This window comes from Desulfovibrio legallii, assembly GCF_900102485.1.
Lineage (GTDB): Bacteria > Desulfobacterota > Desulfovibrionia > Desulfovibrionales > Desulfovibrionaceae > Desulfovibrio > Desulfovibrio legallii_A.
Window position 1 is genome coordinate 43,977 of the sequence record NZ_FNBX01000010.1, and the last position, 22,512, is coordinate 66,488.

General features: G+C 65.5%; 20 protein-coding genes and 1 other RNA gene. 13 read left to right on the forward strand and 8 right to left on the reverse strand.

All coding sequences use genetic code 11. The features are described 5' to 3' along the window. Nucleotides 1-4: 4 nt before the first annotated feature. The 4 genes from zapA to BLS55_RS07300 all read left to right on the forward strand — a co-directional run bounded on the left by zapA (nt 5) and on the right by BLS55_RS07300 (nt 2,836). Entirely contained in the window at nt 5-277 is a 273-nt protein-coding gene (zapA, locus tag BLS55_RS07285; protein ID WP_092153858.1) for a cell division protein ZapA, read from the forward strand. Between the two features lie 9 nt (nt 278-286). Next, nucleotides 287-471: non-coding RNA, 6S RNA (gene ssrS, locus BLS55_RS07290), on the forward strand. Between the two features lie 209 nt (nt 472-680). Then, nucleotides 681-2,240 carry a ribonuclease Y gene (gene rny, locus BLS55_RS07295; protein ID WP_092153860.1) on the forward strand — a complete coding sequence of 520 codons (1,560 nt, stop codon included), beginning with the start codon at nt 681-683 and terminating at the stop codon, nt 2,238-2,240. Continuing rightward, nucleotides 2,237-2,836, forward strand: coding sequence for a TRIC cation channel family protein (locus BLS55_RS07300; RefSeq protein WP_092153862.1), 600 nt, complete (start codon nt 2,237-2,239; stop codon nt 2,834-2,836). Before rny ends, BLS55_RS07300 begins: the two co-directional genes overlap by 4 nt. Nucleotides 2,837-3,078: 242 nt before the next feature. Here BLS55_RS07300 and BLS55_RS07305 read toward each other — a convergent pair whose 3' ends face one another. Beyond that, nucleotides 3,079-3,546, reverse strand: coding sequence for a hypothetical protein (locus BLS55_RS07305; RefSeq protein WP_092153864.1), 468 nt, complete (start codon nt 3,544-3,546; stop codon nt 3,079-3,081). A 255-nt stretch (nt 3,547-3,801) separates the two neighbouring features. Here BLS55_RS07305 and BLS55_RS07310 point away from each other — a divergent pair, with 255 nt between their 5' ends. Then, nucleotides 3,802-4,077, forward strand: coding sequence for a DUF2325 domain-containing protein (locus BLS55_RS07310; protein ID WP_092153866.1), 276 nt, complete (start codon nt 3,802-3,804; stop codon nt 4,075-4,077). Between the two features lie 55 nt (nt 4,078-4,132). On the opposite strand, the gene BLS55_RS07315 is transcribed toward BLS55_RS07310, so the two are convergent. Next, nucleotides 4,133-5,566 (reverse strand): MiaB/RimO family radical SAM methylthiotransferase, encoded by a 1,434-nt coding sequence (locus BLS55_RS07315; protein ID WP_092153868.1) that lies wholly within the window; start codon nt 5,564-5,566, stop codon nt 4,133-4,135. Between the two features lie 60 nt (nt 5,567-5,626). Here BLS55_RS07315 and BLS55_RS07320 point away from each other — a divergent pair, with 60 nt between their 5' ends. Continuing rightward, nucleotides 5,627-6,532, forward strand: a complete 906-nt coding sequence (locus BLS55_RS07320) for a M15 family metallopeptidase (protein WP_180365419.1) — start codon at nt 5,627-5,629, stop codon at nt 6,530-6,532. A 219-nt stretch (nt 6,533-6,751) separates the two neighbouring features. On the opposite strand, the gene BLS55_RS07325 is transcribed toward BLS55_RS07320, so the two are convergent. Next, nucleotides 6,752-8,083 carry a DUF2207 family protein gene (locus BLS55_RS07325; RefSeq protein WP_092153870.1) on the reverse strand — a complete coding sequence of 444 codons (1,332 nt, stop codon included), beginning with the start codon at nt 8,081-8,083 and terminating at the stop codon, nt 6,752-6,754. A 390-nt stretch (nt 8,084-8,473) separates the two neighbouring features. Here BLS55_RS07325 and BLS55_RS07330 point away from each other — a divergent pair, with 390 nt between their 5' ends. The 3 genes from BLS55_RS07330 to BLS55_RS07340 all read left to right on the forward strand — a co-directional run bounded on the left by BLS55_RS07330 (nt 8,474) and on the right by BLS55_RS07340 (nt 10,247). Beyond that, entirely contained in the window at nt 8,474-8,899 is a 426-nt protein-coding gene (locus tag BLS55_RS07330; RefSeq protein ID WP_092153872.1) for a DMT family transporter, read from the forward strand. Next, complete coding sequence (locus BLS55_RS07335) at nt 8,899-9,231, forward strand: SMR family transporter (RefSeq protein ID WP_092153874.1); 333 nt, start codon at nt 8,899-8,901, stop codon at nt 9,229-9,231. Before BLS55_RS07330 ends, BLS55_RS07335 begins: the two co-directional genes overlap by 1 nt. 392 nt (nt 9,232-9,623) lie before the next feature. Then, nucleotides 9,624-10,247, forward strand: a complete 624-nt coding sequence (locus tag BLS55_RS07340; RefSeq protein ID WP_257243173.1) for a hypothetical protein — start codon at nt 9,624-9,626, stop codon at nt 10,245-10,247. A 222-nt stretch (nt 10,248-10,469) separates the two neighbouring features. On the opposite strand, the gene BLS55_RS07345 is transcribed toward BLS55_RS07340, so the two are convergent. After that, nucleotides 10,470-10,640: a chaperone protein gene (locus BLS55_RS07345; RefSeq protein ID WP_092153876.1), complete on the reverse strand. Its 171-nt coding sequence runs from the start codon at nt 10,638-10,640 to the stop codon at nt 10,470-10,472. Between the two features lie 129 nt (nt 10,641-10,769). Between BLS55_RS07345 and mutM the strand changes: the two genes are divergently transcribed. Then, nucleotides 10,770-11,630 carry a bifunctional DNA-formamidopyrimidine glycosylase/DNA-(apurinic or apyrimidinic site) lyase gene (mutM, locus tag BLS55_RS07350; RefSeq protein ID WP_092153878.1) on the forward strand — a complete coding sequence of 287 codons (861 nt, stop codon included), beginning with the start codon at nt 10,770-10,772 and terminating at the stop codon, nt 11,628-11,630. Between the two features lie 55 nt (nt 11,631-11,685). Here mutM and BLS55_RS07355 read toward each other — a convergent pair whose 3' ends face one another. After that, complete coding sequence (locus BLS55_RS07355; protein WP_092153880.1) at nt 11,686-13,362, reverse strand: acetolactate synthase large subunit; 1,677 nt, start codon at nt 13,360-13,362, stop codon at nt 11,686-11,688. A gap of 122 nt (nt 13,363-13,484) precedes the next feature. Between BLS55_RS07355 and BLS55_RS07360 the strand changes: the two genes are divergently transcribed. After that, complete coding sequence (locus BLS55_RS07360) at nt 13,485-14,831, forward strand: deoxyguanosinetriphosphate triphosphohydrolase (RefSeq protein ID WP_092153882.1); 1,347 nt, start codon at nt 13,485-13,487, stop codon at nt 14,829-14,831. Nucleotides 14,832-14,841: 10 nt separating this feature from the next. On the opposite strand, the gene BLS55_RS07365 is transcribed toward BLS55_RS07360, so the two are convergent. After that, on the reverse strand, nt 14,842-15,420 hold the full coding sequence (locus BLS55_RS07365; protein ID WP_092153884.1) for an adenylyl-sulfate kinase: 579 nt from the start codon (nt 15,418-15,420) through the stop codon (nt 14,842-14,844). Between the two features lie 158 nt (nt 15,421-15,578). Further along, a complete protein-coding gene (locus BLS55_RS07370; protein WP_257243174.1) occupies nt 15,579-17,144 on the reverse strand; it encodes a lytic transglycosylase domain-containing protein in 1,566 nt (521 codons plus the stop codon). A gap of 185 nt (nt 17,145-17,329) precedes the next feature. Here BLS55_RS07370 and BLS55_RS07375 point away from each other — a divergent pair, with 185 nt between their 5' ends. Together BLS55_RS07375 and BLS55_RS07380 are read left to right on the forward strand one after the other, a co-directional pair. Next, complete coding sequence (locus tag BLS55_RS07375; protein ID WP_092153889.1) at nt 17,330-18,154, forward strand: TrmH family RNA methyltransferase; 825 nt, start codon at nt 17,330-17,332, stop codon at nt 18,152-18,154. Nucleotides 18,155-18,675: 521 nt separating this feature from the next. Beyond that, nucleotides 18,676-20,106, forward strand: a complete 1,431-nt coding sequence (locus tag BLS55_RS07380; RefSeq protein ID WP_092153891.1) for an HAD family hydrolase — start codon at nt 18,676-18,678, stop codon at nt 20,104-20,106. 301 nt (nt 20,107-20,407) lie between these two features. Here the strand turns inward: BLS55_RS07380 and BLS55_RS12095 are convergent, their stop codons facing one another. Further along, entirely contained in the window at nt 20,408-22,501 is a 2,094-nt protein-coding gene (locus BLS55_RS12095; protein WP_180365420.1) for a methyl-accepting chemotaxis protein, read from the reverse strand. Between the last annotated feature and the right edge of the window lie 11 nt (nt 22,502-22,512).

Here is a 22,512-nt window from a genome sequence, read left to right on the forward strand (position 1 = left end):
CTCTGTGAATCAGGATGCCATCAACCTCTCCGTTCTCGGGTTGAGCGTCGATTTCAAACCCGGCGCGGACATGAGGCGCGTGCGGGAAGCTGTCCAGCTGTTGGAAGAACGGTATGCTGACCAGGAGCAGAGGTTCTCTAAAAGGCAGACCAAGGATATTCTGCTGACCTTTCTGGCCCTTGGGCTGGCGGATGATTTGTTGCAAGCGCAGAAGGAGCTCGCCGCGTTGCGCCATGGGGTGCACGGCCTGCTTTCAAAGATAGAGGAGTCCGCGTGACTCCCCGGCGTTTCCCTGGGGTGTGCGTGATTTATGCCTCGGTGCTAACCTGACAAGTGTTGTTAAAGGGGGCCGTCACTGTTCCTCGTGTGCACGCCCGGCGCGACCGGGAAGCCTGAGAGGGGCATACAGGCGCCCGACCTGGATATCCAGGTTTCTGTACCGCAAGCATGACACGGCGCTCTGGGGAATCGCAATCTTTCCCCGGTGTTGAGGTGTTCCGGCTCCGGCCGGAACGCTTTTTCTGTGCAACGCCATCCTCGCGCCGCGTATGGCGGCCATCCAGCCCAGGCAGCAGCCCCCTTGGGGCCCCATTGCTACGGCTTCCGGCGTCGGTCGGTTGCCGGTGTTCTCCGGGCCGGCCCGCGGCTGGTCCCGTCTTGATAAAAGAGAGGCTGGATTCATGGACCCATTGTTGATTCTTGCGCTGGCGGCGGCAGCCGTGTGCGGCGTTGCGCTGGGCGTCGTTCTGGACAGGCGCGCCACGGCCAAACGCTTGGGCGATGCCGACGAGCTGGCCAAAAGGATAGTGACCGAAGCCCGCAAGGAGGCGCAGGCTCAGAAAAAAGAAATTCTCATCCAGGGGCAGGACGACCTTTTCAACCAAAAGCGCGAGCTGGAAAACGAATTCAAAGAGCGGGAACGCGAAATCAAAGCCCGCGAGCGCAAACTGGAAGAAATGGGCAACCGCCTGGAAGAAAAACTGGAAAAAGCCACCGCCAGGGAGCAGGATCTGCTGGCTGCGGAAAAAGACCTGGCCCGTAAGGAACGCCAACTTGGCGAATCCGAAGCCTTTTTGCAGACCCGCATTGACGAGCAGGAGCAGCGCCTGGCCCAGATAGCCGGCTTTACGGCAGAAGAGGCCAAGGACCGGCTGTTCCAGGAAATTGAGGCTAAAACCCGGCACGAATCGGCGCGCATGATCCGCCAGATTGAAATGGAAGCGCACGAAACCGCCGACCGCAAGGCCAAAGAAATCCTCTGCAACGTTATCCAGCGCTACGCCGGCGATTATGTGAACGAGCAGACCGTCACCGCTGTGGCCCTGCCCAGCGAAGACATGAAAGGCCGCATCATCGGCCGCGAGGGCCGCAATATCCGCGCTCTGGAGGCAGCCACCGGCGTGGACCTGATCATCGACGACACGCCCGAAACCGTCATCCTTTCCGCCTACAGCCCCCTGCGCCGCCAGGTGGCCAAAATGGCGCTGGAACGGCTCATTCAGGACGGCCGCATCCATCCCGCCCGCATTGAGGACGTTGTGCAGAAGTGCGAGCAGGAGCTGGACGCCCAGGTGCGCGAAGTGGGCGAGCAGGCAACCTTCGACGCCGGCGTGCACGGCATCCATCCGGAGCTGGTCCGCCTTCTGGGGCAGCTGCGCTACCGCACCTCCTTTACCCAGAATGTGCTCCAGCACTCGCTGGAGGTTTCCGCTCTCTGCGGCATGATGGCCGCCGAGCTGGGCATGGACGTGAAAAAAGCCAAACGCGCCGGGCTGCTGCACGATATCGGCAAGGCCGTGGACCACGAGGTGGAAGGCCCCCACGCCCTCATCGGCGCGGACCTAGCCAAAAAGTACAACGAAAGCCAGGAAATCGTCCACGCCATCGCCGCCCACCACGAGGATCAGCGCCCCTCCACGGCCCTGGCCGTGCTGGTGCAGGCCGCGGATTCCATCTCCGGCGCGCGCCCCGGCGCACGCAAGGAACTGCTGGAAAACTACGTCAAACGCCTGGAAGACCTGGAAGGCATTGCCACCAGCTTCGCCGGCGTGACCAAGGCCTACGCCATCCAGGCCGGACGCGAAATCCGCGTCATGGTCAATTCCGAACAGGTGGATGACGACGCCACCTATATGCTCTGCAAGGAAATTGCGCAGAAAATTGAGAAAAATCTGACCTATCCCGGTCAGATCCGGGTTACGGTCATCCGTGAACGCCGGGCTGTGGAGCTCGCCAAGTGATTCCTGCCGGCGCGGGCTTCGGCCCCTTTCTTGTGCTTGATCTGGCGGCCGGCTTCATGCTGGCCGCCGCCGCATCCGGCCTGGCGCGCGCGGGCGGCAGCCGCTCCGGCGGCGCGCTGGCCCTGGCCTGCCTGGCCGGGACCGCCGCGCCCCTGCTGCGCGATACCCTCCTGGGCCTGCCCCTCCTGGCCCTGGATCAGCCCGCCTACCTGGCCGCCGCCCTGACCGGTGGCCTGGCGGGCCTGCCCCTGCCCCGTCTGCGCCGCGCCGGCCTGTGCCTTGCCCTGGCCGACGCCCTTGGTCTGGCCCTGGCCACCGGCCTTGCGGCCGCCAAGGGCGCGGTTCTGGGCCTGGGGGCCGCTGGCGTGCTGCTCCTGGCGCTGCTCTCCGGCCTCGCCGGGGGCCTGGTGCGCGATACGCTCCTGGGCAATACCGCTCTGGCCATGGAAGAAGATCTTTACGCCACGGCCGCCGCCCTGGGGGCCGTGGTTTCCCTGGCCTGCGTCTGGCATGCCCGTCTGCCCCCCTGGCAGTGCGCTCTGGCCGGCGCAGCCTGCATTCTGCTGCTGCGCGCCTTCCGCCTGCGGCGGGCGTAGGGCGGATTCTCAGGTGAAAACTTTTCTCTCCGCCAGCAAGGCGACAGGCGCACCTTACCCTGTCATGGCCGCTGCGCAAGCAAACGCCCCCCGTGCAGGCGTAAGCGCAATGTATTTGCGTTGTTAAGCGCAGAAATGAGCGCATTGTGAGCTTTGAGAATGCATATTCTCAAAGCTACTCTGCTCTAAAGAGAACCAGACGCTTCTCTCCGCTTCTTTTCCCGCAAAAAAAAACAGCGGGTTCAGTGTATGGCCAGCATGCGGCGCAGCAGGGCCTCCACTGTGGGATCCTTGCCTTTGACCGAGGCCAGGGCGGACTTGAGGTCCTCTGGCCACGCCGCGCGTTGCAGATCCGTATACATGGTGACCAGATGGCTGCTGTCCGCCAGAACCGTGACGGCATAAGGCACGGAACGGCCCGTGACGGTGAAGCTCCAGGCCTCGTCAGCGGCACGGACCGGGCCGCCGCCTTGCTGGGCGGCCAGGGCTGCGGCGTGGGTCGCAGGGTCCGTTCCTGCCTCCAGGGGCTTGATATCCAGGGTGAAAAAGTGGTTGTGGTCGTCCTGAACAAAGATGGCCCCCTCCCGCGGCATAAAGTGGCAGGAATCGGGGATATCCATAGTGACAAAGGCGAACTGGTATTCCCTGGCCTGGGCCGTGCCCGCAAGGCAGCACAGCAGCACAAAAAACAAAAAAGCGGAACGGAACATGGCTTCCTCTGGCTGGTGTTCAAGAAAGGCCCGCTACACGGCGGGCGGCTGCGGAACCCCGGCAGTATACCGTGCCGCGGGGTTTTCGCCAAGTCCGCCTGTGAGGGCCGACGTTTCCCAAAAAAATGCGTACCTGAGCAAAAAAATCGGAAATTTTGCTTGACTTTGAAATTCAATTTCAATTATACAGAGGGCAACGACAACGTCAACAACACTACAGGGCGTCGACGGACGGCGGCCAGGCAGGAGGACAAGATGTGCGTTACCCTTATCGGCGGCATGGACCGGCTGAAAAAAGATTATATGGCGGCGGCGGAGCAGGACGGGCATTCCCTCAAGTTCATCACCCGCAATGAGCGGAATTTTGTGGACAAGATCGGCAATCCGGACGCGCTCATCGTCTTCACCAATAAAATTTCTCACGAGGCCAAGCGCAAGGCCGTGCAGGTGGCCAAGTCTCGCAATATCCCCCTGCAGATGGTGCATTCCTGCGGCGTTTCTTCCCTGCGGGAATGTCTGCGCAGTGCGTAGGCGAAATTTATTTTCGCCGGCCACGCCGAGTGCAGCGTTTTAAAGGTAATCTGCGCTAGTGCCCTGCGCCTTCCGCGGGCAGGGCTTCCACAAGCAGTTCTTTGTCCAGAGCGGCCACGGGGCGGACGGGCAGCAGCCCGTTTCCCTGCTGGCCGTTTTGCGTGGGGGGCGCTCCGGGCGCGGGGCGCAGACGGCAGGCCGCGTAGTATTCGTTGACGCCGTGGGGCAGGCCGCCGTTGCGGTCAGCGTGCGTGCCGTCCGCGCGGGCGTCCGGGGCCAGCAGCATGCGGGGCAGGGCCAGCTGGCTTTGCAGAAAATCCCGCCGCTTGCGGTCCGCCAGGGCGCGCAGGCGCGCAGCGCGCTCCAGCTTTTCCTTGTGGGGCACCTGGTCCGCAAAACGGTCCGCCGCTGTGCCGGGCCGCCGTGAATAAGGAAAAACGTGGGCGTAGGTAAGGGGCAGGGCCGCCAGAAAATCCTCCAGCAGGCGCATATCCGCTTCCGTCTCGCCGGGAAAGCCCGCAATGACGTCCACGCCCAGGCCCAGGCGCGGCCAGTGGTCGGTCAGGGCTTCCACGGCCTGGGCCAGCATGGCGGCGGTATAGTGCCCGCGTCCCATGCGTTTGAGCACGCTTTGGCTGGCGTGCTGCAGTGAGATGTGCAGGTGCGGGCAGAGCAGTCGGCAGGCGCGCAGCGCCTCCAGCCCGCGCCGGTCGAGCTGGCCCGGCTCCAGAGAGCTGATGCGCAGGCGCGCCCGGCCCGCGTATGTGGGGGCCAGGGCCGCGTCCAGGGTCGTGAGCAGGTTCCAGAAGTCCCCGGTTGCCGCGTCCCGGCCGTATTGGGCCAGGTTGATGCCGGAGAGCATGATCTCCGCGTGGCCGGCCGCGAGCAGGCGGCGGGCTTCGGCCACGATCTCCGCCACAGGGCGGCTGCGGGGGCGGCCGCGGGTCAGGGGCACGATGCAGTAGGTGCAGCGGTGGGCGCAGCCGTCCTGTATTTTGAGCACGGGCCGGGCGCGTTTGAAGCCCTCAATGCGGAAGGGTGGGAAGGCCGCCGGAATCGTGGCGGCAGATCCGGACGGACGGTTTGCAGCGTCGGAAAGGCGGCTCGCGGGGGGCGTTTCCGCCGGGGCGTCGTTTTCCGGCCACGGGCCGCGCAGCAAAAGGCTTTTGCGTTCCTGCGGCAGGATCAGGTCCGGCGCGGCCCAGAAGGCCCCGCGGCGGGGGTGGTAGTCCGCAAACAGGCGTGCGGCGCAGCCCGTGAGGATGAGGCGCGCCTGCGGAGCTTCGCGCCGCAGGCGGTAAACGGCGTTGCGGGCGTCCCTTTCGCCCTTGGCGGTGATGGCGCAGCTGTTGACGCAGACCACCGCAGCTTGCGCCGGGTTGTCGCACTCCTCGCCGCCCAGGCGCAGCCAGGCCTCGCGCAGGGCTTCAGTTTCGTACTGGTTGACCTTGCAGCCGAAGGTGACAAGAAAGAATTTCCAGGCGGCCATGGCGCAGGTGTACGCAAAAGCGCTTGCCTTGACAAGGCGGCGGCGGGTAGGCTTGGCCGCATGGCGCGTTATCTTCTTTTTGCAGTACTGTTGTTGTGTTGGGGGCCTTGCCTGGCCGCGCGGGCCGCTTCCGAGGATGCTGTTCCCCCGTCGGACGCCGCCGTGCTGGCCCGGATGGACGCTGCGGCCGTGGCCCGGCTGGATCTCTATTGCCTGCGCAGCGCCTATCCGCAGATAACGGGCTTTGCGGACGACGGCGAGGGCCGCTGGCTGCGCTTCGCCGATGGGCGGCGCGTGCTCTACGCCGCGCCCTTGGCCGAGAGCGCGGCCACGGCCGGTCTGGCCCTGAGCAATCCTGAGGCCGACTCCCTTTGGGACGTGGACGTGCGGACCAGCATGGCCGAGCTCTATCCCCTGGAGCCGGAGCGGCCCGCCACCCCCGTGGGCGTTTCGCCGGGGCGGCGGCGCTCCCATGCGCTGCTGCGCGCCCTGTACGGCGAGACGCAGGCGGCCGTGCGCGCCCGGCTGCGCCCCGCGCGCCTGCTGGGGCAGGGGCTGCAGCTGGCCGAACCGGCCGCCCAGGCTCTGAACAAAGCAGACGCGCGCCTTACCGCCGCCGTGCGGGCCGATCCCGCCCTGCGTCCTTTGCTCAAGGTAGATGGCGGCTTCACCTGGCGGCGTATTGCCGGCACAACCCGCCTGAGCCCCCACGCCTTCGGCATCGCCCTGGACATCAGCCCCGGCATCGCCACCTACTGGCGCTGGAGCCCGCTGCAGCCCCATCCCCTGCAGCGCGGCTATCCCACGGCCATTGTGGCGGCCTTTGAGGACGCGGGCTTTATCTGGGGCGGCAAATGGCATGAATACGACCTCATGCACTTTGAATACCGGCCGGAACTTCTCTGCAAGGCGCGCGTCCTGCGCGGGCTGCGCAAGGTTTTTTCCCCCGATGCGGACAACTATTAGGGCCGTTCAACGTTGCAATGCCCTGGCGGCTGCGTGAGCAGACGCCCGCCGTGGAGAGGCGTAAGCGCAATTTATTTGCGCTGGAAAGCGCCGGAACGAGCGTGCTGCAAACTTTGAGAATGCATATCCTCAAAGTTGATCTGCTATAGCCCGTTCCGCCCGTGCGGCGGCGCGGGGGGGGGCCGCAGCGGAGCGCGCCTGAAGCCGTGGGCGATCCGTTCAGCCGCGTTGGGTCAGGTCGTCACGTTCCTCCTGAGCTCCGGCGTCCAGCTGGGCGGCAAAACGGTTGCACCAGGTGTTTGTTACGCCCAGCGCCAGGGCATAGGGCAACAGGCGGCGGAAGACGGCGGGCGTATCTTCCGGGGCTGTCCAGCGGACGCTGCATTGCTCCATGCGCGGCATTTCGACGTTGCGGATGTACAGGGCAAGGCCTTCAAGCTCGTCCAGCACGGCCCTGACGGCCTTGCTGGGCGCTTTGATGATGGCCGTGAAGAACAGGGCCGTCGCCGTCGTAAGCGCGGGAAGCGCCCAGGCCAGAGTGGGCAGAAGACCTGCGGCGCGCAGCGCCCACAAGCCGCAGCAGGCCAGGGTCAACGCCGCGATCCCGGCCAGAGCGGGCCGGAAGGTGCCCTGGCGCGGGAACAGCAGAGGCGCGGCCAGCGTGCCGCAGAAGACGGCGCAGAGGGCGTTCTGCGTGCTGGTGGGGGAGAGGCCAGCGGCTGCGGCCGCGGCAATGAGGTCCGAATCCAGAACGCTGGCCATAAGCGCCAGGGGGGTCAGAGCAAACCAGCCCAGCACCGCCACCCAGGCGTTGGCCTTCCAGGCGGCGGGGAAGCGGCGGCGGAGGCAGGTTTTGGCTGCGGCGAACAGGGCCCGCACGTTGGGGTCGTGGGGGCGCAGCGTCAGCCTGCCGTCGGGGGCATGGCGGACCAGCGCGTCGTAAAGGGCGCGCTCTTCCTCTGGCAGATCTCTGGCTGCGGCTTCTTCCAGGGGGCGCGGCTCCAGAACGAAAGCGCCGTTCTCCGCCTGACGGACAACGCAGAGCCCGCGGAAGGCCAGATCCAGAAAGGCGGCGGCCAGCCCCCGGCCGCTGACGCGGGCGGCGTTGCGCAGATAGTCCGCGGCGAGGGGGGAAAGGGGGGTGACGGCTGTAGCCTTGTCGGTCACAGGGGCCGGGGGCGGTTGTGTTCTGGGGGCAATGATTCCCTTGGGCGGATCCGCCCCCAGCCGCCGCCAGAGGAGAAAAAAGTACAGAAAGACCGCGCAGAAGGCCAGGATCTGGGTGGGAAGGCGTGGGTTGTCCGCAAACAGCGCGGCCGGCAGGCCTTGCGCGCGGGCGGTCTGTTCCCCCGCAGGGGGAGTCGGCGTTGCCGTTGGGCGAGCCTGTTTTGCAGCAGGGCTGATTTGCGCCGCAGCGGCAAGAGAGCGCACGTCGGCGGCGCGTCGGCCGTCGTATTCTTCCGCCGGAGCGGTGCTGCCGCCGAGCGGCAGGCAGAGCGGCAGCAGGGCGCAACAGAGCGCGAGCAGGCGGCAAGGCCGACAAAGGAACATGGAGACCCTCCTTGCGGTGCGGGGCGAAGTGCGGCGCAGGTTCCCGCGCCCCTGAAGATGCGTGCATCGCGCGCGGAAGGCAAGCCCTGCGGCGCGGAGCGCGCGGGCCGTCGGGCGTGCGCCTTGCCTTCTTCCAGATATGTTCCGGACGCATTTTTTCCGTTCCGTGGTGCTTCCCTTGCCAGACAGCGCCCTAAGGATTATAGTGGATTCATGTGCTTCTTCAATCCCTCCATATTTTCTTTATTGCGCCGCATTATCTGCGGTTTTCCTGAAGAACGCTACTGGCGTTCCCTCTTGTAGCATCGCGCGTATTTTTCGGCGTCGGCCCTTGTGCGGACCCTGTCGTTGACGGGGCCTTTTCTGTTCCATTTATGTGCGAGATGCAGTATGTGCGCGACAAAACCATATCATTGGCTGTGCCTTGCGGCGGCCATATTGTTGGAGGTGGCGGGCTCCACCGTCATGAAGCTCTCCCAGGGCTGGCAGTTTGCTTATGCCAATGCGGTGGGCCTGGGCTGCATGTGGGGGGCCGTGGGCCTTTCTTACTATCTGCTGGCCAAGGCCATTACGGGCTTGCCCGTGGGGGTGAGCTTCGCCTTCTGGGAGGGGCTGGGCCTTACCTGCATCACGCTCTGCGGCGTGCTGCTGCTGGGCGAAACCCTCAATGCCCGGCGCGTGCTGGGGCTGGCGTGCGTGCTGACAGGCGCGTTGCTGGTGCACCACGGCACGGAAAGCGGCGCTGTTGACGCCCCCTGCGCCGCAAAAGAAGAGCCTGACGACGCCCTGGCGGATCTGGACGTGGGGGGGCTGTGATGCCCGCGACGCTTTCCGGTTTTCCTTTCGTACTGGTGCTGCTGGCCGCGACCCTGGACGTGCTGGCCAATCTGTTGCTGGCCCGGTCGGAAGGCTTCCGCCGCCGGGGCCCTGGGCTGCTGGCCCTGGCGTTGGTGGGTCTGGCTTTTTATTGCCTTTCGCTGGCTGTGCGGCAGATGGATCTTTCCGTGGCTTATGCTCTGTGGGGCGGCCTGGGGCTGCTGGGAACCGCCCTGGGCGGCTGGCTGCTGCTGCGGCAAAGGCTTGCGCCCAGCGCTTTTGCGGGCATGGCCCTGCTGGTCTGCGGCATGGTCCTGCTGCGGTTGAGTTAGGGCGGTTCAACGTTGTACTGCCGCGGCGGCTGCATGAGCAGACGCCCGCCGTGCAGGCGCAAGCGCAGGTTATTTGCGCGGGTAAGCGCTGGAACGAGCGCGCCGCAACCTTTGAAGATGCATTCGCAAGCGCAATCTGCTCCAGGATTTCCAGGCGTCCGCCGTCGGCTCTGGGCGGTTTTTTGTTGCCGGGGCCGCACTGCGGGTGTACACGCCCGCCAGGTGGCCTTATCTTCCTTCACGGAGTGGAAGGGCCTGACAAAACAGGAGGGCCCGACGGAGTATATGGGCCTGGCGGGACGCCACAGGGCATTGCCCCTTGCAGACGGTTTCGCGAGCTGCGGGGATGCACCGCGTTTGCGTCGCAAGGCGGTCAGGATACAGGAATTGAGATGGACACACGTTTTTGGGCGTATCTGGAAGAGTGGCGGCGGCGTTTCCCCCGGCGCAGGAAACTTGCCTGGCGCGAGGGCTGGCTGGAGAACGGCTATTGTGCGGACTGCTGCTACTGCTGCGGCCCGCAGGACTCCAACGAGCCTTTCCCTATGGGGTTGTTGCCGGGGCAGTTGCGGCCCGGCATGGCCGAGGATTTTTATCTGCTCAATGCGGATACGGCCTATATGGACGCCAGGGGCTGCCGCGCCTGCACGGCCCACGGCTGTCGTCTGCCCCGGCCGCAGCGGCCCGTGGCCTGCGGGCTGTTCCCCCTGGTGCTCAACGCGGGCGGCATGTATGTGTACAGAACCTGCCCGGCCGTCCTGTTTACGCCGCTCAACGAGCTGGCGGAGCTGGGGCGGCAGGCGGCCCGCTGGCTGCAGGGCTTTCCGCGCCGGGATCTGGAGCATATTGCCCTGAACCTGCCGGAGGCCGTGCTGGCCGAGCGCTATATTTCCCTGAGCCTGCCGGTCTGCCCGGCGGACGCGGGCGCGGCGGCTGCCGTGTCCGGGGCGGCGGCACAGGCGCACGAAGGCCCGGCGCTTCCGCCCAGGGCCTCCCTGCCGTCAGACAAGGCCTGAGCGGCCGCACGAGCCGCGGAGCCTGCGGGCCGTCGTTGCTGAAGGACAGGGCGCACACGTCTTCCGGCTGCGCGGTTACGCGCCGGGGCGGGCGTGGCGGCTGGGCGGCGGCAAAGGCGGCTGCCCGTCGTGCAGGCGCAAGCGCAGAGTATTTGCGCTGTTAAGCGCCGGAACGAGCGTATCCTTAACTTTGAGAATGCATATGCTCAAAGTTATTCTGCTCTAGTCGCACTGGCCTTCGTGTTCCGGGCCTTCGGGAATTTCACAGGCCTGCTGGCGTTTGCCCGTGCCGTGGCATTCGTAGCAGGCCGTGCCGTCGCTGTTCTTGCCCGTGCCCCGGCAGGCCGGGCAGGTGGTATAGTCGTCGGTTTTGGCGGTTTTTGGGGTACTCATAGTCTGCCTCCTTGGTTTGGATGCCGTGCCTTCATAGTACGCAAGCGGGGGGCGGGGCGCAACCGTGCGCTGCACGTCCGTCCGGGGCGGGGCCCTGCGCGAAGATTTTGCGGATAAAAGGAATGTCCCATGCCGGAATTGCCTGAAGTGGAAACCGTGGCCCGCACCCTGCGGCCGCAGGTGCTGGGCTGTCGTCTGGGCGCGGCCCGGGCGCTGCGCGCGAGCAGCCTGCACCCTTTAAGCCTGCCCCTGGAGCGCCTGGACGGCGTGCGGGTGGCGGCAGTGGGGCGGCGCGGCAAACTGCTTTTGCTGGATTTGGACCCGGGTGCAGCCGTAGACGCGGCCCTGCGCGCGGCCACGGGCCTGCGCCTGGCCATCCACCTGCGCATGACAGGCCGGGTGCGCACGGTGGACGCGGCCTGCGCGCCGGGGCCGTACACCCGCTGCGTTTTTGCCTTCCGCACGCCCGCCGGGGAGGCGCGGCAATTGTTCTTTGACGATGTGCGGGCCTTTGGCCTGGTGCTGGCCGCCACGCCGGACATCCTGGCCCGCTGGTCCTTCTGGCGGGATCTGGGGCCGGAGCCGCTGGAGCTTGGGGCGGCGGATTTCGCAGCCCTGCTGCGGAGCCGCAGATCCGCCCTCAAGGCCGTGCTGCTGGACCAGAAGACCATTGCGGGCGTGGGCAACATTTATGCGGACGAAAGCCTGTTTGCCGCCGGGTTGGACCCCCGCCGCAAGGCGGACAGCCTTACCCCCGCCCAGAGCGCCCGTCTGCTGGCCTGCCTCAAGGACGTGCTGCTGCGTTCCATAGCCCAGTGCGGCAGCTCCATCCGCGACTACCGCGACGCCAACGGCGACGTGGGCGCATTTCAGAACTGTTTTGCCGTCTATGGCCGGGGCGGGGAGGCCTGCACCCGTTGCGGCAGGCCTTTGCAGAAGCTCCGGGTGGCGGGCCGCGCCACGGTCTGCTGCCCGCACTGCCAGCGCTGAACCGTGCGGGGCGAACGCAGGTTGGAGCTTGCGGCGTTTCAAGGCTGGAATGCGCTCAGAGCGAATCCATGAGGCAAAGGGCCGGGGTCAGCTCGCCCAGGGTGTCGATCAGGGCCATGTTTTCGCTGTAGTCCACGGGGCAGGCCACCAGGGAGACGCCAGGCTCGTCCAGAGCCTGCTGCAGGGTGGGGCGCAGCGCCGCCGCGCTTTCCACGCGGTAGCCCTTGGCCCCGAAGCTGGCCGCGTAGGCCGTGAAATCCGGATTGCCGAAGTCCACGCAGGCGTGTGAGCCTGAGGCCATGTCCATCTTCCACTTGATAAGGCCGTAGCTGTTGTCCACCCAGATCAGAATTTTGAGGGGGATGTTCTCGCGCACGGCGGTTTCCATTTCCTGCGAATTCATGAGAAAGCTGCCGTCGCCCATGACGGCCAGAACCTTGCGCTCCGGCCGGGCCAGGTGCGCGCCTATGGCCCCCGGCAGGGAGAAGCCCATGGTGGAAAGCCCGTTGGAAACCAGGCAGGTGAGCGGGGCGTAGGTGGGGTAGAGGCGGGCCATCCACATCTTTATGGCCCCCGTGTCGGCCAGCACGATGTCCTCGTCGCCCATGACGGCGCGGATGTCGGCCACCAGGCGCTGGGGCTTGAGGGGGAAGGCGTCGCTGGCGCGGCCCTTGGCCAGCTCCGCCTCCACCAGCTGGCGGATGGTGGCCCCGCGCCCGGCCGAGAGCAGCGCGCCTTCGCCCAGCGCCTTGGAGAGCGCCGCCAGGGCCAGGCCCGCGTCTGCCGTGATGTTGACGGCGGTGGCGTAGTGGGCGTCCGTATCCGGCAGAAACGTGTTGATGTGGATGATGGTCTTGTCGCCGCGGGGGTTGATGCGCTCCGGGGCAAATTCCTGGAGTTCGTAGCCCACGGAAAGGATCACGTCCGCCTGGTCAAAGGCGCAGTTTTCATAGTCGTGCCGCATGAAGCCGATGACGCCCAGGGATTGGGGGCTGCGGTCGCTGATGACGCCCTTGCCCATAAAGGTGGTGGCCACAGGCACCTGGTAGCGTTCGGCAAAGGCCGCCAGCACCGGGGCGTTGCCCGTGCGGGCCACACCGTGCCCGGCCAGGATCACGGGTTTGCGCGCGGCGCGCAAAAGGCGCGCGGCCTCGGTTACCGCCGCCGGGGAGGGGATGGCCTTGGCGTTTGCCGCCGTGGGCAGGGGGCGGGCCCCAGCCGGAACCGGGGCGGCCTCCACGTCTTCCGGCAGGGCCAGGTAGGCCGCGCCGGGGCGTTCCTCCTGCGCGGTCTGGAAGGCCTTGCGCACCATTTCCGGCAGGGATTGCGGGGTGAGCACCGTGTCCGCCCACTTGGTCACGGGGCGGAACATGCCCACCAGGTCAACGATCTGGTGTGATTCCTTATAGATGCGTTTGAGGCCCACCTGGGCGGAAAGGGCCAGCAGGGGGCTTGAATTGGTTTGCGCGTCGGCCACGCCCTGGAGCAGGTTAATGGCCCCAGGCCCCAGGGTGGCGGAGCAGACCCCGGCCTGGCCCGTAAGGCGGCCGTAAATATCGGCCATAAAGGCCGCGCCCTGCTCATGCCGGGCCAGGATGAAGCGGATGTCGCCCGAATCGGCTATGGCGCGCACCAGATGGATGTTTTCCTCGCCGGGAATGCCGAAAACGTAGTGGACGCCCTCGGCCCGCAGGCAGTCCACCAGCAGTTGGGCCACGGTCTGTTCCTTCATGCGCCCCTCCAAGATATTGAGATGTGTTCCTGACACGCTATCAGGGAGCGGCGGGAAAGAAAAGCCCGCGCGGGCTTGCGGCAGAGGCCGCTTGCCCCTATTCTGCGGCCTGTGGAGGAGCTATGAACGCATATGCTGCACAGTGGGAGCGCCTTCTGGCCCCGTGGCGCAAGACGGGCGAGGGGCGGCGGCTGGACGCGCCGGACGCCGTGCGCAATCCTTTTCTGGTGGATTACGACCGCCTGGCCTTTTCCAGCTCGTTCCGGCGGCTGGCGCGGAAAACGCAGGTCCATCCCCTGGTGCGCAACGACCACATCCACAATCGCCTGACCCACTCGCTGGAAGTGGGCTGCGTGGGCCGCTCCCTGGCCATGACGGCCGGGGCCGCCCTGCGGGAGCGCGGTGATCTGCCCGCCCCCTACGGGCCGGAACACCTGGGGCAGATCGTGCAGGCCGCCTGCCTGGCCCATGACATCGGCAACCCGCCCTTCGGCCACGCCGGGGAGGAAGCCATCCGCGACTGGTTTTGCGATCCTGAGCTCCAGCGCCGGTATTTTTACGCCCTTTCCCGCGCGGAGCAGGCCGATTTTGAGGCTTTTGACGGCAACGCCCAGGGCTTCCGGGTCATCAACGCGCTGGAGAACAATAAGGATCGCGGCGGGCTGCGCCTGACCTTTCCGGTCATCGCCAGCCTGGTCAAATACCCCCGCTCAGCCCATGAGGCCTTGGGCCAGGGCAGCCACAAATTCAATTTTTATATGGCGGAGCGGGAACTTTTTGCCGAGGTGTTCGGGGTTCTGGGCCTGGGGGAGGGCCCCTGGCGGCGGCATCCGCTCTCTTACCTGCTGGAGGCGGCGGACGACATCTGCTACCGCATCATTGACATGGAGGATGCGCGCGAGCTGCGCATCATCGGCTACGCGGATCTGCGCGCGGTTATGGAGCCGCTGCTGGCAAAGAAGGGCGGCGCGGCCGGACTTGAGCTCCTGGATTCGGACCGCCGGCGCGCCGGCATGTTGCGCACCCTGGCCATGGGGGAGATCATCCCCTCTGTGGCGCTGACCTTTGCGCAGCACTATGAGGAAATCATGCGCGGGGAACTGGAGGGCGACCTGCTGCGCCACGCCCAGCCGCAGGTGCGGACCTTTATGGACGCCGCCAAAGAGATATTCACCAGCAAAATCATGAACAACCCAGAGAAAACCGCGCTGGAAATAGGCACTTATACCTTGTACCGGCGGCTTCTGGACGTCTTTATCCCCGCCTGCCACAATTCATGCAAGCGCCTGCCCATGAGCTACCGTGAAACCCGCGCCCTGACCCTCATGGGGGCCAACGCGCCGGGCGCGGACGACGACCTTTACACCGCCTACCTGCGCGTGGTGGACTTTATTTCCGGCATGACCGACGACTACGCGGCCTTTGTTTCCCGTCAGTTTTCCGGCACCTCCGGCGGGCGGAACCCGTAGGGCCGCCGCGCTACAGCGCAATGCAGGGCCGCAGCACGGGGCGCGCAGGCGGCAGGGCCGGGCGGGTTTCGTCCTGTCCCTCCAGGGCGTCCAGGGTCAGGTTGCGCAGCAGCTCATAACACTCCGCCAGGGTGCGGCGATCCGTATCGATAACGGCGTGGGCCTCGCGCGGGGCGTCAAAAGCGTCGGAAACGCCGGAAAGCCGGTCTACTCGCCCCTGGGCGGCGGCGCTGTACAGCCCCTTGGTGTCGCGCTGCAGCAGGGTGGCGAGCCCGCAGCGCACCCAGACCTCGCGGTAGCGGGGCAGCAGCTCGCGGTTTTTGCGGCGCATGTCCGCATAGGGCGTGATGGCCGCCACAATGCAGACCCGGCCCAGGGCCTGCTCCCTGGCGGCGGCGTCGCGCAGGGCGTCAATGTTGCGGCGGCGGTCCTCCGGCCGGAAGCCGTGGAAGCCGTGTTCGCGCCGGAAGCGGTCGCCGTCCAGCAGGGTCGTGGCCTGGCCCCGGCCCTCCAGATAAAGGCGCAACAGGGAACCGAGGGTGGTTTTGCCGCTGCCGGAAAGCCCCAGCAGCCAGATGACGGGCGTCATGACAACCTCTTTATGGTAAAAAAGGGGAACGGAATCTCCGCTCCCCCTTTTTGCAAAAAAGCTGCCAATATTTATAATGACTGTATTTTATTAAATAATATTGTTTTCTGCGACGGCCGACGGCAGTTTTGACCCACCGGATCCGGCCGCGCGCCGGGTTACTGGCGCACCACCAGGGTCGCGCCCGCCCGCAAGGATTTGGGGTCCACCTTGTTCCAGCGTTGCAGGTCTTCCACGCTCACGTTGTGGGCGCGGGCGATTTTCCACAGGTTGTCGTTGCTCTGCACGGTGTAGACCCGGCGTCCGCCGTCGGCGTTTTTGTTGGCCACAGTGCGGGGCGCGGAGCCGCCGCGGCCGGGAATGCGCAGCTCCGCTCCGGCGTGGATCCTGTTGGGGTTGGCTATGCCGTTGTATTCCTGCAGGTCCTGGACGCTCACCCCATAGCGCCGGGCCACGGCGTAAAGGGTTTCATCCGCCCGCAGGGTGTGGCGGGCGTCCTTGCCCTGGCCCTGCCCTGCGCGGGCCACGGCGCTGGGGGCTTTTCCTTTTTTGCCGGGCGCGGGGCGGGCGTCCAGGGCGGCCACGGCCCGGGCGGACATGTCCGCTGAGCGGGGCACCAGCACGGTTTCGCCCGCGCGCAGGCTGCCGTTGCCGGGGTTCAGCGCGCGCAGGCGCGCTTCCGGCACGCCGCAGCGGCGGCTGATTTTGCTCCAGGAATCGGCGCTGCTGCCCACCCGCGCCACAGTCCAGCCCGCGTAGGGCGCGCACTGGGGGGAGCGCAGAAAGGCCGTGGCTTCTCCTTCGCGCATGGCGGGGAGATAGACAAAGGTGCTGCGGCTTGTATCGGAAATGGGGCGCTTGTGGTGAGGGTTGTAAGAGCGGAAGTCTTCCCAGTCCAGGCGGCAGGCTTTGGCCAGGGCCATGAGGTCCGTGCCCGGCCGGGCCGTAAAGCGCCGCACTTCCGGCGCGGTTTCCGGATTGACGGGGGTAAAGCCCAGCTGGGGCAGATTGCGCATAATTTTGGTCACGGCCATGAAGCGGGGCACATATTGCTTGGTCTCCTCCCGCAGCCGGGCTTTGTCGTCCAGCATATGGTTGCGGGCCCTGACCTCAAAAAAATCCTTGCCGCCCGTGCCCTGCATGGCGCGGCCCATCTTGCCCTCGCCCGCGTTGTAGGCGGCGATGGCCGTGGGCCAGTCGCCGAACTCGCCGTAGAGTTTCTGCAGATAATCCGCCGCCGCCTCGGTGGATTGGTAAGGGTCCAGGCGTTCGTCCGTCCACCAGTCCTGGGTCAGGCCGTACTGCCGCCCCGTGGAGGGCATGAACTGCCAGGCCCCGGCCGCGCCTGCGGGCGATTTGGCGTCGGGCCGGTAGCCGCTTTCCACAATGGCCAGATAGGCCAGGTCTTCCGGCATGCCGCGAGAGCGGAAAACCTTGCGGGCATAGGCCAGGTAGTGCTCCGCCCGCTTGGAAAAGACCTGCATGGTGGGGCGGCCCTGGCGCAGAAAATATTTGTACTGGCGGGCCACATCGGGCATGGCCGCCTGCGGAATATCCTTGTCCACATGGCCGGCGGATTTGAGCGCGGCCAGCTCCGCGTTGGAGAGGGGCGGAGAATTGTCCTCGGGCACCAGGAGCGAGGGCATGTTGCCCTTGTCCCCCGCGCCCTGGCGCGAGGCGCAGCCCCCGGCCAGCACAAGGCAGCAGCAGACAAGCAGAAACAATCCCCGAACCGTTGCCGGCTGTTGCCGGCTCCCAAGGCGATCCATAGCGTTCTCCATAGGCCTCGTCGGCTTGCCAGGGGCCGCCGAGATGCCGTAGACCATCGTCTGGATGTTGGCGCGGCCGCAAGGCCGCTGGTTACCTTTTTCGGCCGCCCCCTGCGGCCCGTGCCCGCGTGGAGACGCCCATGTCCCATATTGACGACGCAGCTCCGCTGCTTCCCGGCCTCAAGCCCGTGCTGGAGCTTTTGTCCAGCGATCCGCAACACATCGACTGCGTGTTCTGCAAAAAAGGCCTGCGCGGCCCCGAGGCCCTGGCGGTGCAGGCCCTCTGCCGGGAGCGCGGCGTGCGCTTTACCCTGGTGGACGCGGTCGCCCTGGACCGCCTGTGCCGCCCCATCCACGGCGGCGATCGCGCCGGGGGAGGCCGCACGCCCGTGGCCCATCAGGGGGTGGTGGCCCGGCTGACCGCGGCGGTTTTCTGCGAGCTCCCTGAGCTGCTGGCCGCAGCGGCGGAAGCGCCCCTGCCGCTCATTGTGGCCCTGGACCAGGTGCAGGACCCCGGCAACGTGGGCACGCTTTGCCGCACGCTCTATGCCCTGGGCGGTGCGGGGCTTCTGCTGCCGCGCCACAACAGCGCCTACCTGGGCCCGGCCGCCCGGCGGGCCGCCGCCGGGGCCCTGGAGCGTTTGCCCGTGGCCCGGGCGACCAACCTGGCCCGCGCCCTGGACAGCGCCGAAGAAGCAGGTTTTGCCGTGTACGGCGCAGGGGTGGGGCCAGGCTCCACGGACGCTTTTGCCGCGCCTTTGCGCCTGCCCGCCGTGCTGGTGCTGGGCAATGAGGACAAAGGCCTGCGGCCCGGCGTGCTCAAGCGCTGCAGCACGGTGCTGCGCATTCCGCTGGCCCGGCCCTTTGATTCGCTCAACGTCGCTCAGGCCGGGGCCATTTTGCTGGGGCTGACCGCGGCGCGGCGTCATATGGCCGGTGGCGCTTTTTTGCCGACGCAAAACTGATAAAGCAAAAAGCGCGCCAATGCGCTGGGCAAAACCTACACAAAAAATCTATCGTCCACAATAGTAAAAAGGGGGAACATAAACCATGTTCCCCCTTTTTTATTCTTTTCTTGCAGTCTAAAAATTTTCTAGAATTACTTTATGTAATCGCTATAAAATAGAACGTCCCTGCAAAAGCAGGCAAGTGGATTGTTATCGCTATTGCATGCGGTGCTGCGCGTGCGGTGGCGCAGCCCCTTGGCGCATCCCGCCTGATTTATGGTTCTGGCGCGGGCAGCGGGCTCGCGCAGCGCGGCGGCGAAGCATTTTTGTGCCGCATTTGGGCATGATGTGTCATATTTGTATTGTCGCGCTGTGCGAGCGCTGCGGGCTTTGACGCAAAGTTGTAACGATTGCGCAAAGATGCAAATCCTCTGTGCGTGGTATGGAGCCTGCAATGCCCAAACAATCTGCGGCCGCTGTGGCCTGTATCGCGCGCTGCGCGCCTGGTTTGGCACTTACAGATAACGGAGGGATGTATAATGGTTGGGAAAAGAAAAAGCCTTTGTGCCGTGCTCGTGCTGGCGGGCATGCTGTGGGCCGGGCTGGCCGCGGCGGCGAATCCGATCATGCTCCAGAGCGAGCGGTGGGAGCCCACGGTGCGGCAAAGCATCAATGAAATGTTCGTGCTCTACGGCAAGGGCAGCCCAGGCTACAATCCGTCCATCCGCCCTTACGCGGTGTTTGATTTTGACAATACCGTTTCCATCCTGGACGTGGAAGAACAGTTGGCCATCTATCAGCTGGAGAATCTGCGCTTTGCCGTGCCGCCGGAGCAGATGTACGCCGTGCTGACCACCGGCGTGCCGGACGTCAATAAAGACCTGGGCAAGGACTGGGGGGGCCTGACGGTGGCCACGGTGGCCGCGGACGCCGCCGCCGCCTACAAACGGCTGTACGCCAAGGGCTATGTGGCCGCGGACGGCTCCCGGGCCGCCGGCAAGGCGGCGTGGATGGCCAGCGACGACTGGAAGGAATTTGCCGCCAAGGCCCGCTGGCTGTACGACGCCATTGGCGACACCATGGACGTTTCCGTGTCCTACCCCTGGATCACCTACTGGTTTACGGGCATGACCCCACAGCAGGTCTACGATCTGGCCCACGAGGCCTTTACCTACTATGCCAAGGCCAGCAGCGAAAAAGATTTCTGGCGGAAGATCACCTGGAAAAGTCCGGCGGCCTATGCCGGTTCCAAGGCGGGACCGCTTTCCATCAGCTTCAAGCAGGGCATAACCGTCTCGCCGGAAATGCGCGAGCTGTTCCACGCGCTGGAGGCCAACGGCTTTGACGCCTGGGTGTGTTCCGCTTCGTTTATCGACGTCATTTCCGCCGCCGTGAGCCCGGAGGTTTTCGGCATTGAAGGCGTGGACGGCGTGCTGGCCATGACCAATAAGGAGAAAAACGGCCGTTACATAAATGCCTATGACTACGACTTCCATGCCCAGACCCAGGGCAAGGGCAAGACCGAGAGCATTTCCAAACTGATTCTGCCCCTTTACCGCAACCGGGGGCCGGTTTTTGTGGCCTTTGATTCTCAGGGCGACTTCAACTTTGTGAGCGAATATGCGGATACGGCCCTGGGCCTGGCGCTCAACCGCGCGCGTAAGGACGACGCGGGCATCCTGGCTGCCGTGGCCCTGTACCAGAACGGCAAAAAACTCACCGTGGCCGAGGCCGTCAAGCAGGGGCAGACCCGCTATGTACTGCAGGGCCGCAATGAGAACGGGGGCTACTTCTGGCCCCGGCCGGAGGTGCAGCTGCTGGGTAAGGACAAGCCCGTGCTGCTGAGCGCCAAGGCTGAAGGCTGGCTGCAAAAACTGCGGGAAGGCGTGCGCGTGCCTGCGCTGATCAACGATGCGCCCAGGCTGACCGGCAAGCTCAAAACCTACGACGGGTATAAATCCATCCAGTAGCGCAGACTATCTTTGAAAATAGCCATTCTCAAAGTTGACGGCACGCTCGTTCCGGCTTGCCAGCGCAGCTGAATTGCATTTACGCCTCCACGCCGGGCGTCTCTTGCGCAGCCGCCAGGGCATTTCAGCTTTGAAATGTCCTGGCGCATAACGGCAGGCAGGCCGCATTCTGCGGAGCCTGCCGCGCCTGGAACGCTGCAGGCAAACGCGCAGCGCACGGGAGGATGGGCCGTCCCGTGCGCTGCTGCAACGGGCCGGGGAAGGGTTGTCTCCCCGGCCCTGTTGCGTTTGCGGCGTTGCGTCAGCTTTGCTGCAGCTCGGCGATAAGGGCGCTCAGGCGCTGGGCCTGCGCGGCCAGGTCCGCCACTGCCGTCGTGGCGGCGCGCATGGCCTGGGCCGTCTGCCCGGAGAGCTCGTTGACGTGGACAATGGATTGGTTGATCTCCTCGCTGGCGGCGGACTGCTGCTCGCTGGCCGTGGCTATGGCCCCCACCTGATCCGCCGTGGCCTCCACGTTGCCCACGATTTCCTCCAGGGCCTTGCCGGACTGCCCGGCGAAGTCGGCGGCGGTTTCCACCTCGTGCAGGGCCTTGTCCATGGCTGCCACGCTCTGTGCGGTGCTGGACTGGATGGCCGTGATGGCGCTGCCCACATCGTTGGTGGAGGCCATGGTCTTTTCGGCCAGTTTGCGCACCTCGTCGGCCACCACGGCAAAGCCGCGGCCCGCGTCGCCCGCGCGGGCGGCTTCAATGGCGGCGTTCAGGGCCAGCAGGTTGGTCTGGTCCGCAATGTCGGAGATGACGTTCATGATCCTGGTGATGGCCTGGGCGTGCCCGTTGAGCTGGTTCATATCCTCCTTGAGCGCCTGGGAAACGCTCTGCACCTGGCCGATGCTCTGCAGGGCCTGCTGCACGATGCGCGCCCCGCTTTCAGCGTTGGAGCGGGTTTCAGTGGAGACGGCCGAGGCCGCGGAGGCGTTGCGGGCCACCTCCTGCACGGTGGCGTTCATTTCATTCATGGCTGTGGCGGCTTCGTCCAGGCGTCGGGCGGATGCGTCGGCGCTGTGGTTGGATTGCTCAATCTGGGCGGAAAGTTGGTCGGAAGCCGCGCCAATGGCCTTGACCACCTCTTCCAGCTGGGCGGCCGCGGCCAGCATGCCTTCGCGTTTGGCGCTTTCCGCCTGGCTGGCCGCCGCTTCGGCCCTGGCTGTGGCCGCCTGGGCCTCTTCCGTGGCCTGTTGCGCGGCCTGGTTTTTTTGTTCTCCTTCATCCAGCAGCTTTTTGATGTTGCCCACCATATGCTCCATGCCTTCGCCCAGCACGGTGAATTCGTCCTTGCGGCGGGCGGCCGCTGCCAGCAAGGCGCGCTCGTGGGCGTCGGGCTCCAGGCGGCCGCCGGCCACAGCCTCCGCCAGGCCGGAAAGCCCGCCCAGGAGGCGCACAATGGCGCGCGCGGCCAGAACGATGATCACGCCCACCGCCAGCGCGCAGGCCAGCGCCAGAAAGACGTTGTTGCGCAGCATGGTTGTGATGGGGGCGTACAGCTCCGCCCTGTCAAATTCCAGGCAAAGCGTCCAGCCTTCTTCCGGCAGGCGCGTGTAGTAGACGATTTTTTCTCTGCCTTCGGCATCGGTGTAACTTGCCCGGCCGTCCTCCGCGGCGAGCATTTGCTGCACTAAAGGGTTCTTGCTTTCATCGCTGCCCATGCGTTTGGGGTCGCGGTGCAGGATGATCCGCCCCTTGAGGTCATAGGCGTACATGCCGCCCCGCTCTCCGAAGCGGACCTGGTTGGTGGTGGCCTCGGCCAGACTGAAGTTGTCCACCCCGGTCCAGAGCACGCCCTTGACTTTTGAGCCATCCATAAGGGGCATGGCGATGACCGTGGTCACCTTGCCCGTGGTGGCGCTGATCAGGCCCAGGACTGTGGTCTTTCCGGCTATGCCGCGCTTGTAGTATTCCCGTTGCGAAAAATTTTTGCCCACGGAGGTGCTGTGCTCTTTTTCGCCTTTCACATGGTGGGCGATGGTCAGGCCCGTGGGATCCATGAAGCCGCAGAAGGATACCTTGGAATTGCGTTCCGTAAAGGCTTTGAGGGCCTCGTCCGCCCGCTGGAACAGGGGCCGCAGCTCCGCCTCCGGCAGGCCCGCATTGTGGGCGTCCAGAAAGGCGTTGACGCGGTTGTTTTCCGCCAGCAGGCTCAGGGCTTCCTGCACGCCTTCAAAGACGGCGTGCAGGCCGATCTTCTGGTTGCTCAGCAAGATAAGAATATCCTGCCGGATCTGCTGGCGCAGCGTTCCTTCGGACATGCGGTAGCTCAGGCCGGCCACCAGCAACAGGCCGACAATGGCCGGCAGAAGGATAATGAGCAGCATCTTTTGCATTAATCCCATCTTCATGTGTGGCCTCC

What these genes read in the sequence shown, in the direction of transcription:
- BLS55_RS07360 (WP_092153882.1), top strand. Translation starts at nt 13,485, where the DNA reads ATGAACGCATATGCTGCACAGTGGGAGCGCCTTCTGGCCCCGTGGCGC.
- BLS55_RS07305 (WP_092153864.1), bottom strand. Translation starts at nt 3,546, where the DNA reads ATGTTCCGTTCCGCTTTTTTGTTTTTTGTGCTGCTGTGCTGCCTTGCG.
- BLS55_RS07315 (WP_092153868.1), bottom strand. Translation starts at nt 5,566, where the DNA reads ATGGCCGCCTGGAAATTCTTTCTTGTCACCTTCGGCTGCAAGGTCAAC.
- BLS55_RS12095 (WP_180365420.1), bottom strand. Translation starts at nt 22,501, where the DNA reads ATGAAGATGGGATTAATGCAAAAGATGCTGCTCATTATCCTTCTGCCG.
- BLS55_RS07375 (WP_092153889.1), top strand. Translation starts at nt 17,330, where the DNA reads ATGTCCCATATTGACGACGCAGCTCCGCTGCTTCCCGGCCTCAAGCCC.
- BLS55_RS07325 (WP_092153870.1), bottom strand. Translation starts at nt 8,083, where the DNA reads ATGTTCCTTTGTCGGCCTTGCCGCCTGCTCGCGCTCTGTTGCGCCCTG.
- BLS55_RS07365 (WP_092153884.1), bottom strand. Translation starts at nt 15,420, where the DNA reads ATGACGCCCGTCATCTGGCTGCTGGGGCTTTCCGGCAGCGGCAAAACC.
- mutM (WP_092153878.1), top strand. Translation starts at nt 10,770, where the DNA reads ATGCCGGAATTGCCTGAAGTGGAAACCGTGGCCCGCACCCTGCGGCCG.
- BLS55_RS07335 (WP_092153874.1), top strand. Translation starts at nt 8,899, where the DNA reads ATGCCCGCGACGCTTTCCGGTTTTCCTTTCGTACTGGTGCTGCTGGCC.
- BLS55_RS07310 (WP_092153866.1), top strand. Translation starts at nt 3,802, where the DNA reads ATGTGCGTTACCCTTATCGGCGGCATGGACCGGCTGAAAAAAGATTAT.
- BLS55_RS07345 (WP_092153876.1), bottom strand. Translation starts at nt 10,640, where the DNA reads ATGAGTACCCCAAAAACCGCCAAAACCGACGACTATACCACCTGCCCG.
- BLS55_RS07330 (WP_092153872.1), top strand. Translation starts at nt 8,474, where the DNA reads ATGTGCGCGACAAAACCATATCATTGGCTGTGCCTTGCGGCGGCCATA.
- rny (WP_092153860.1), top strand. Translation starts at nt 681, where the DNA reads ATGGACCCATTGTTGATTCTTGCGCTGGCGGCGGCAGCCGTGTGCGGC.
- BLS55_RS07380 (WP_092153891.1), top strand. Translation starts at nt 18,676, where the DNA reads ATGGTTGGGAAAAGAAAAAGCCTTTGTGCCGTGCTCGTGCTGGCGGGC.
- BLS55_RS07340 (WP_257243173.1), top strand. Translation starts at nt 9,624, where the DNA reads ATGGACACACGTTTTTGGGCGTATCTGGAAGAGTGGCGGCGGCGTTTC.
- BLS55_RS07320 (WP_180365419.1), top strand. Translation starts at nt 5,627, where the DNA reads ATGGCGCGTTATCTTCTTTTTGCAGTACTGTTGTTGTGTTGGGGGCCT.
- BLS55_RS07355 (WP_092153880.1), bottom strand. Translation starts at nt 13,362, where the DNA reads ATGAAGGAACAGACCGTGGCCCAACTGCTGGTGGACTGCCTGCGGGCC.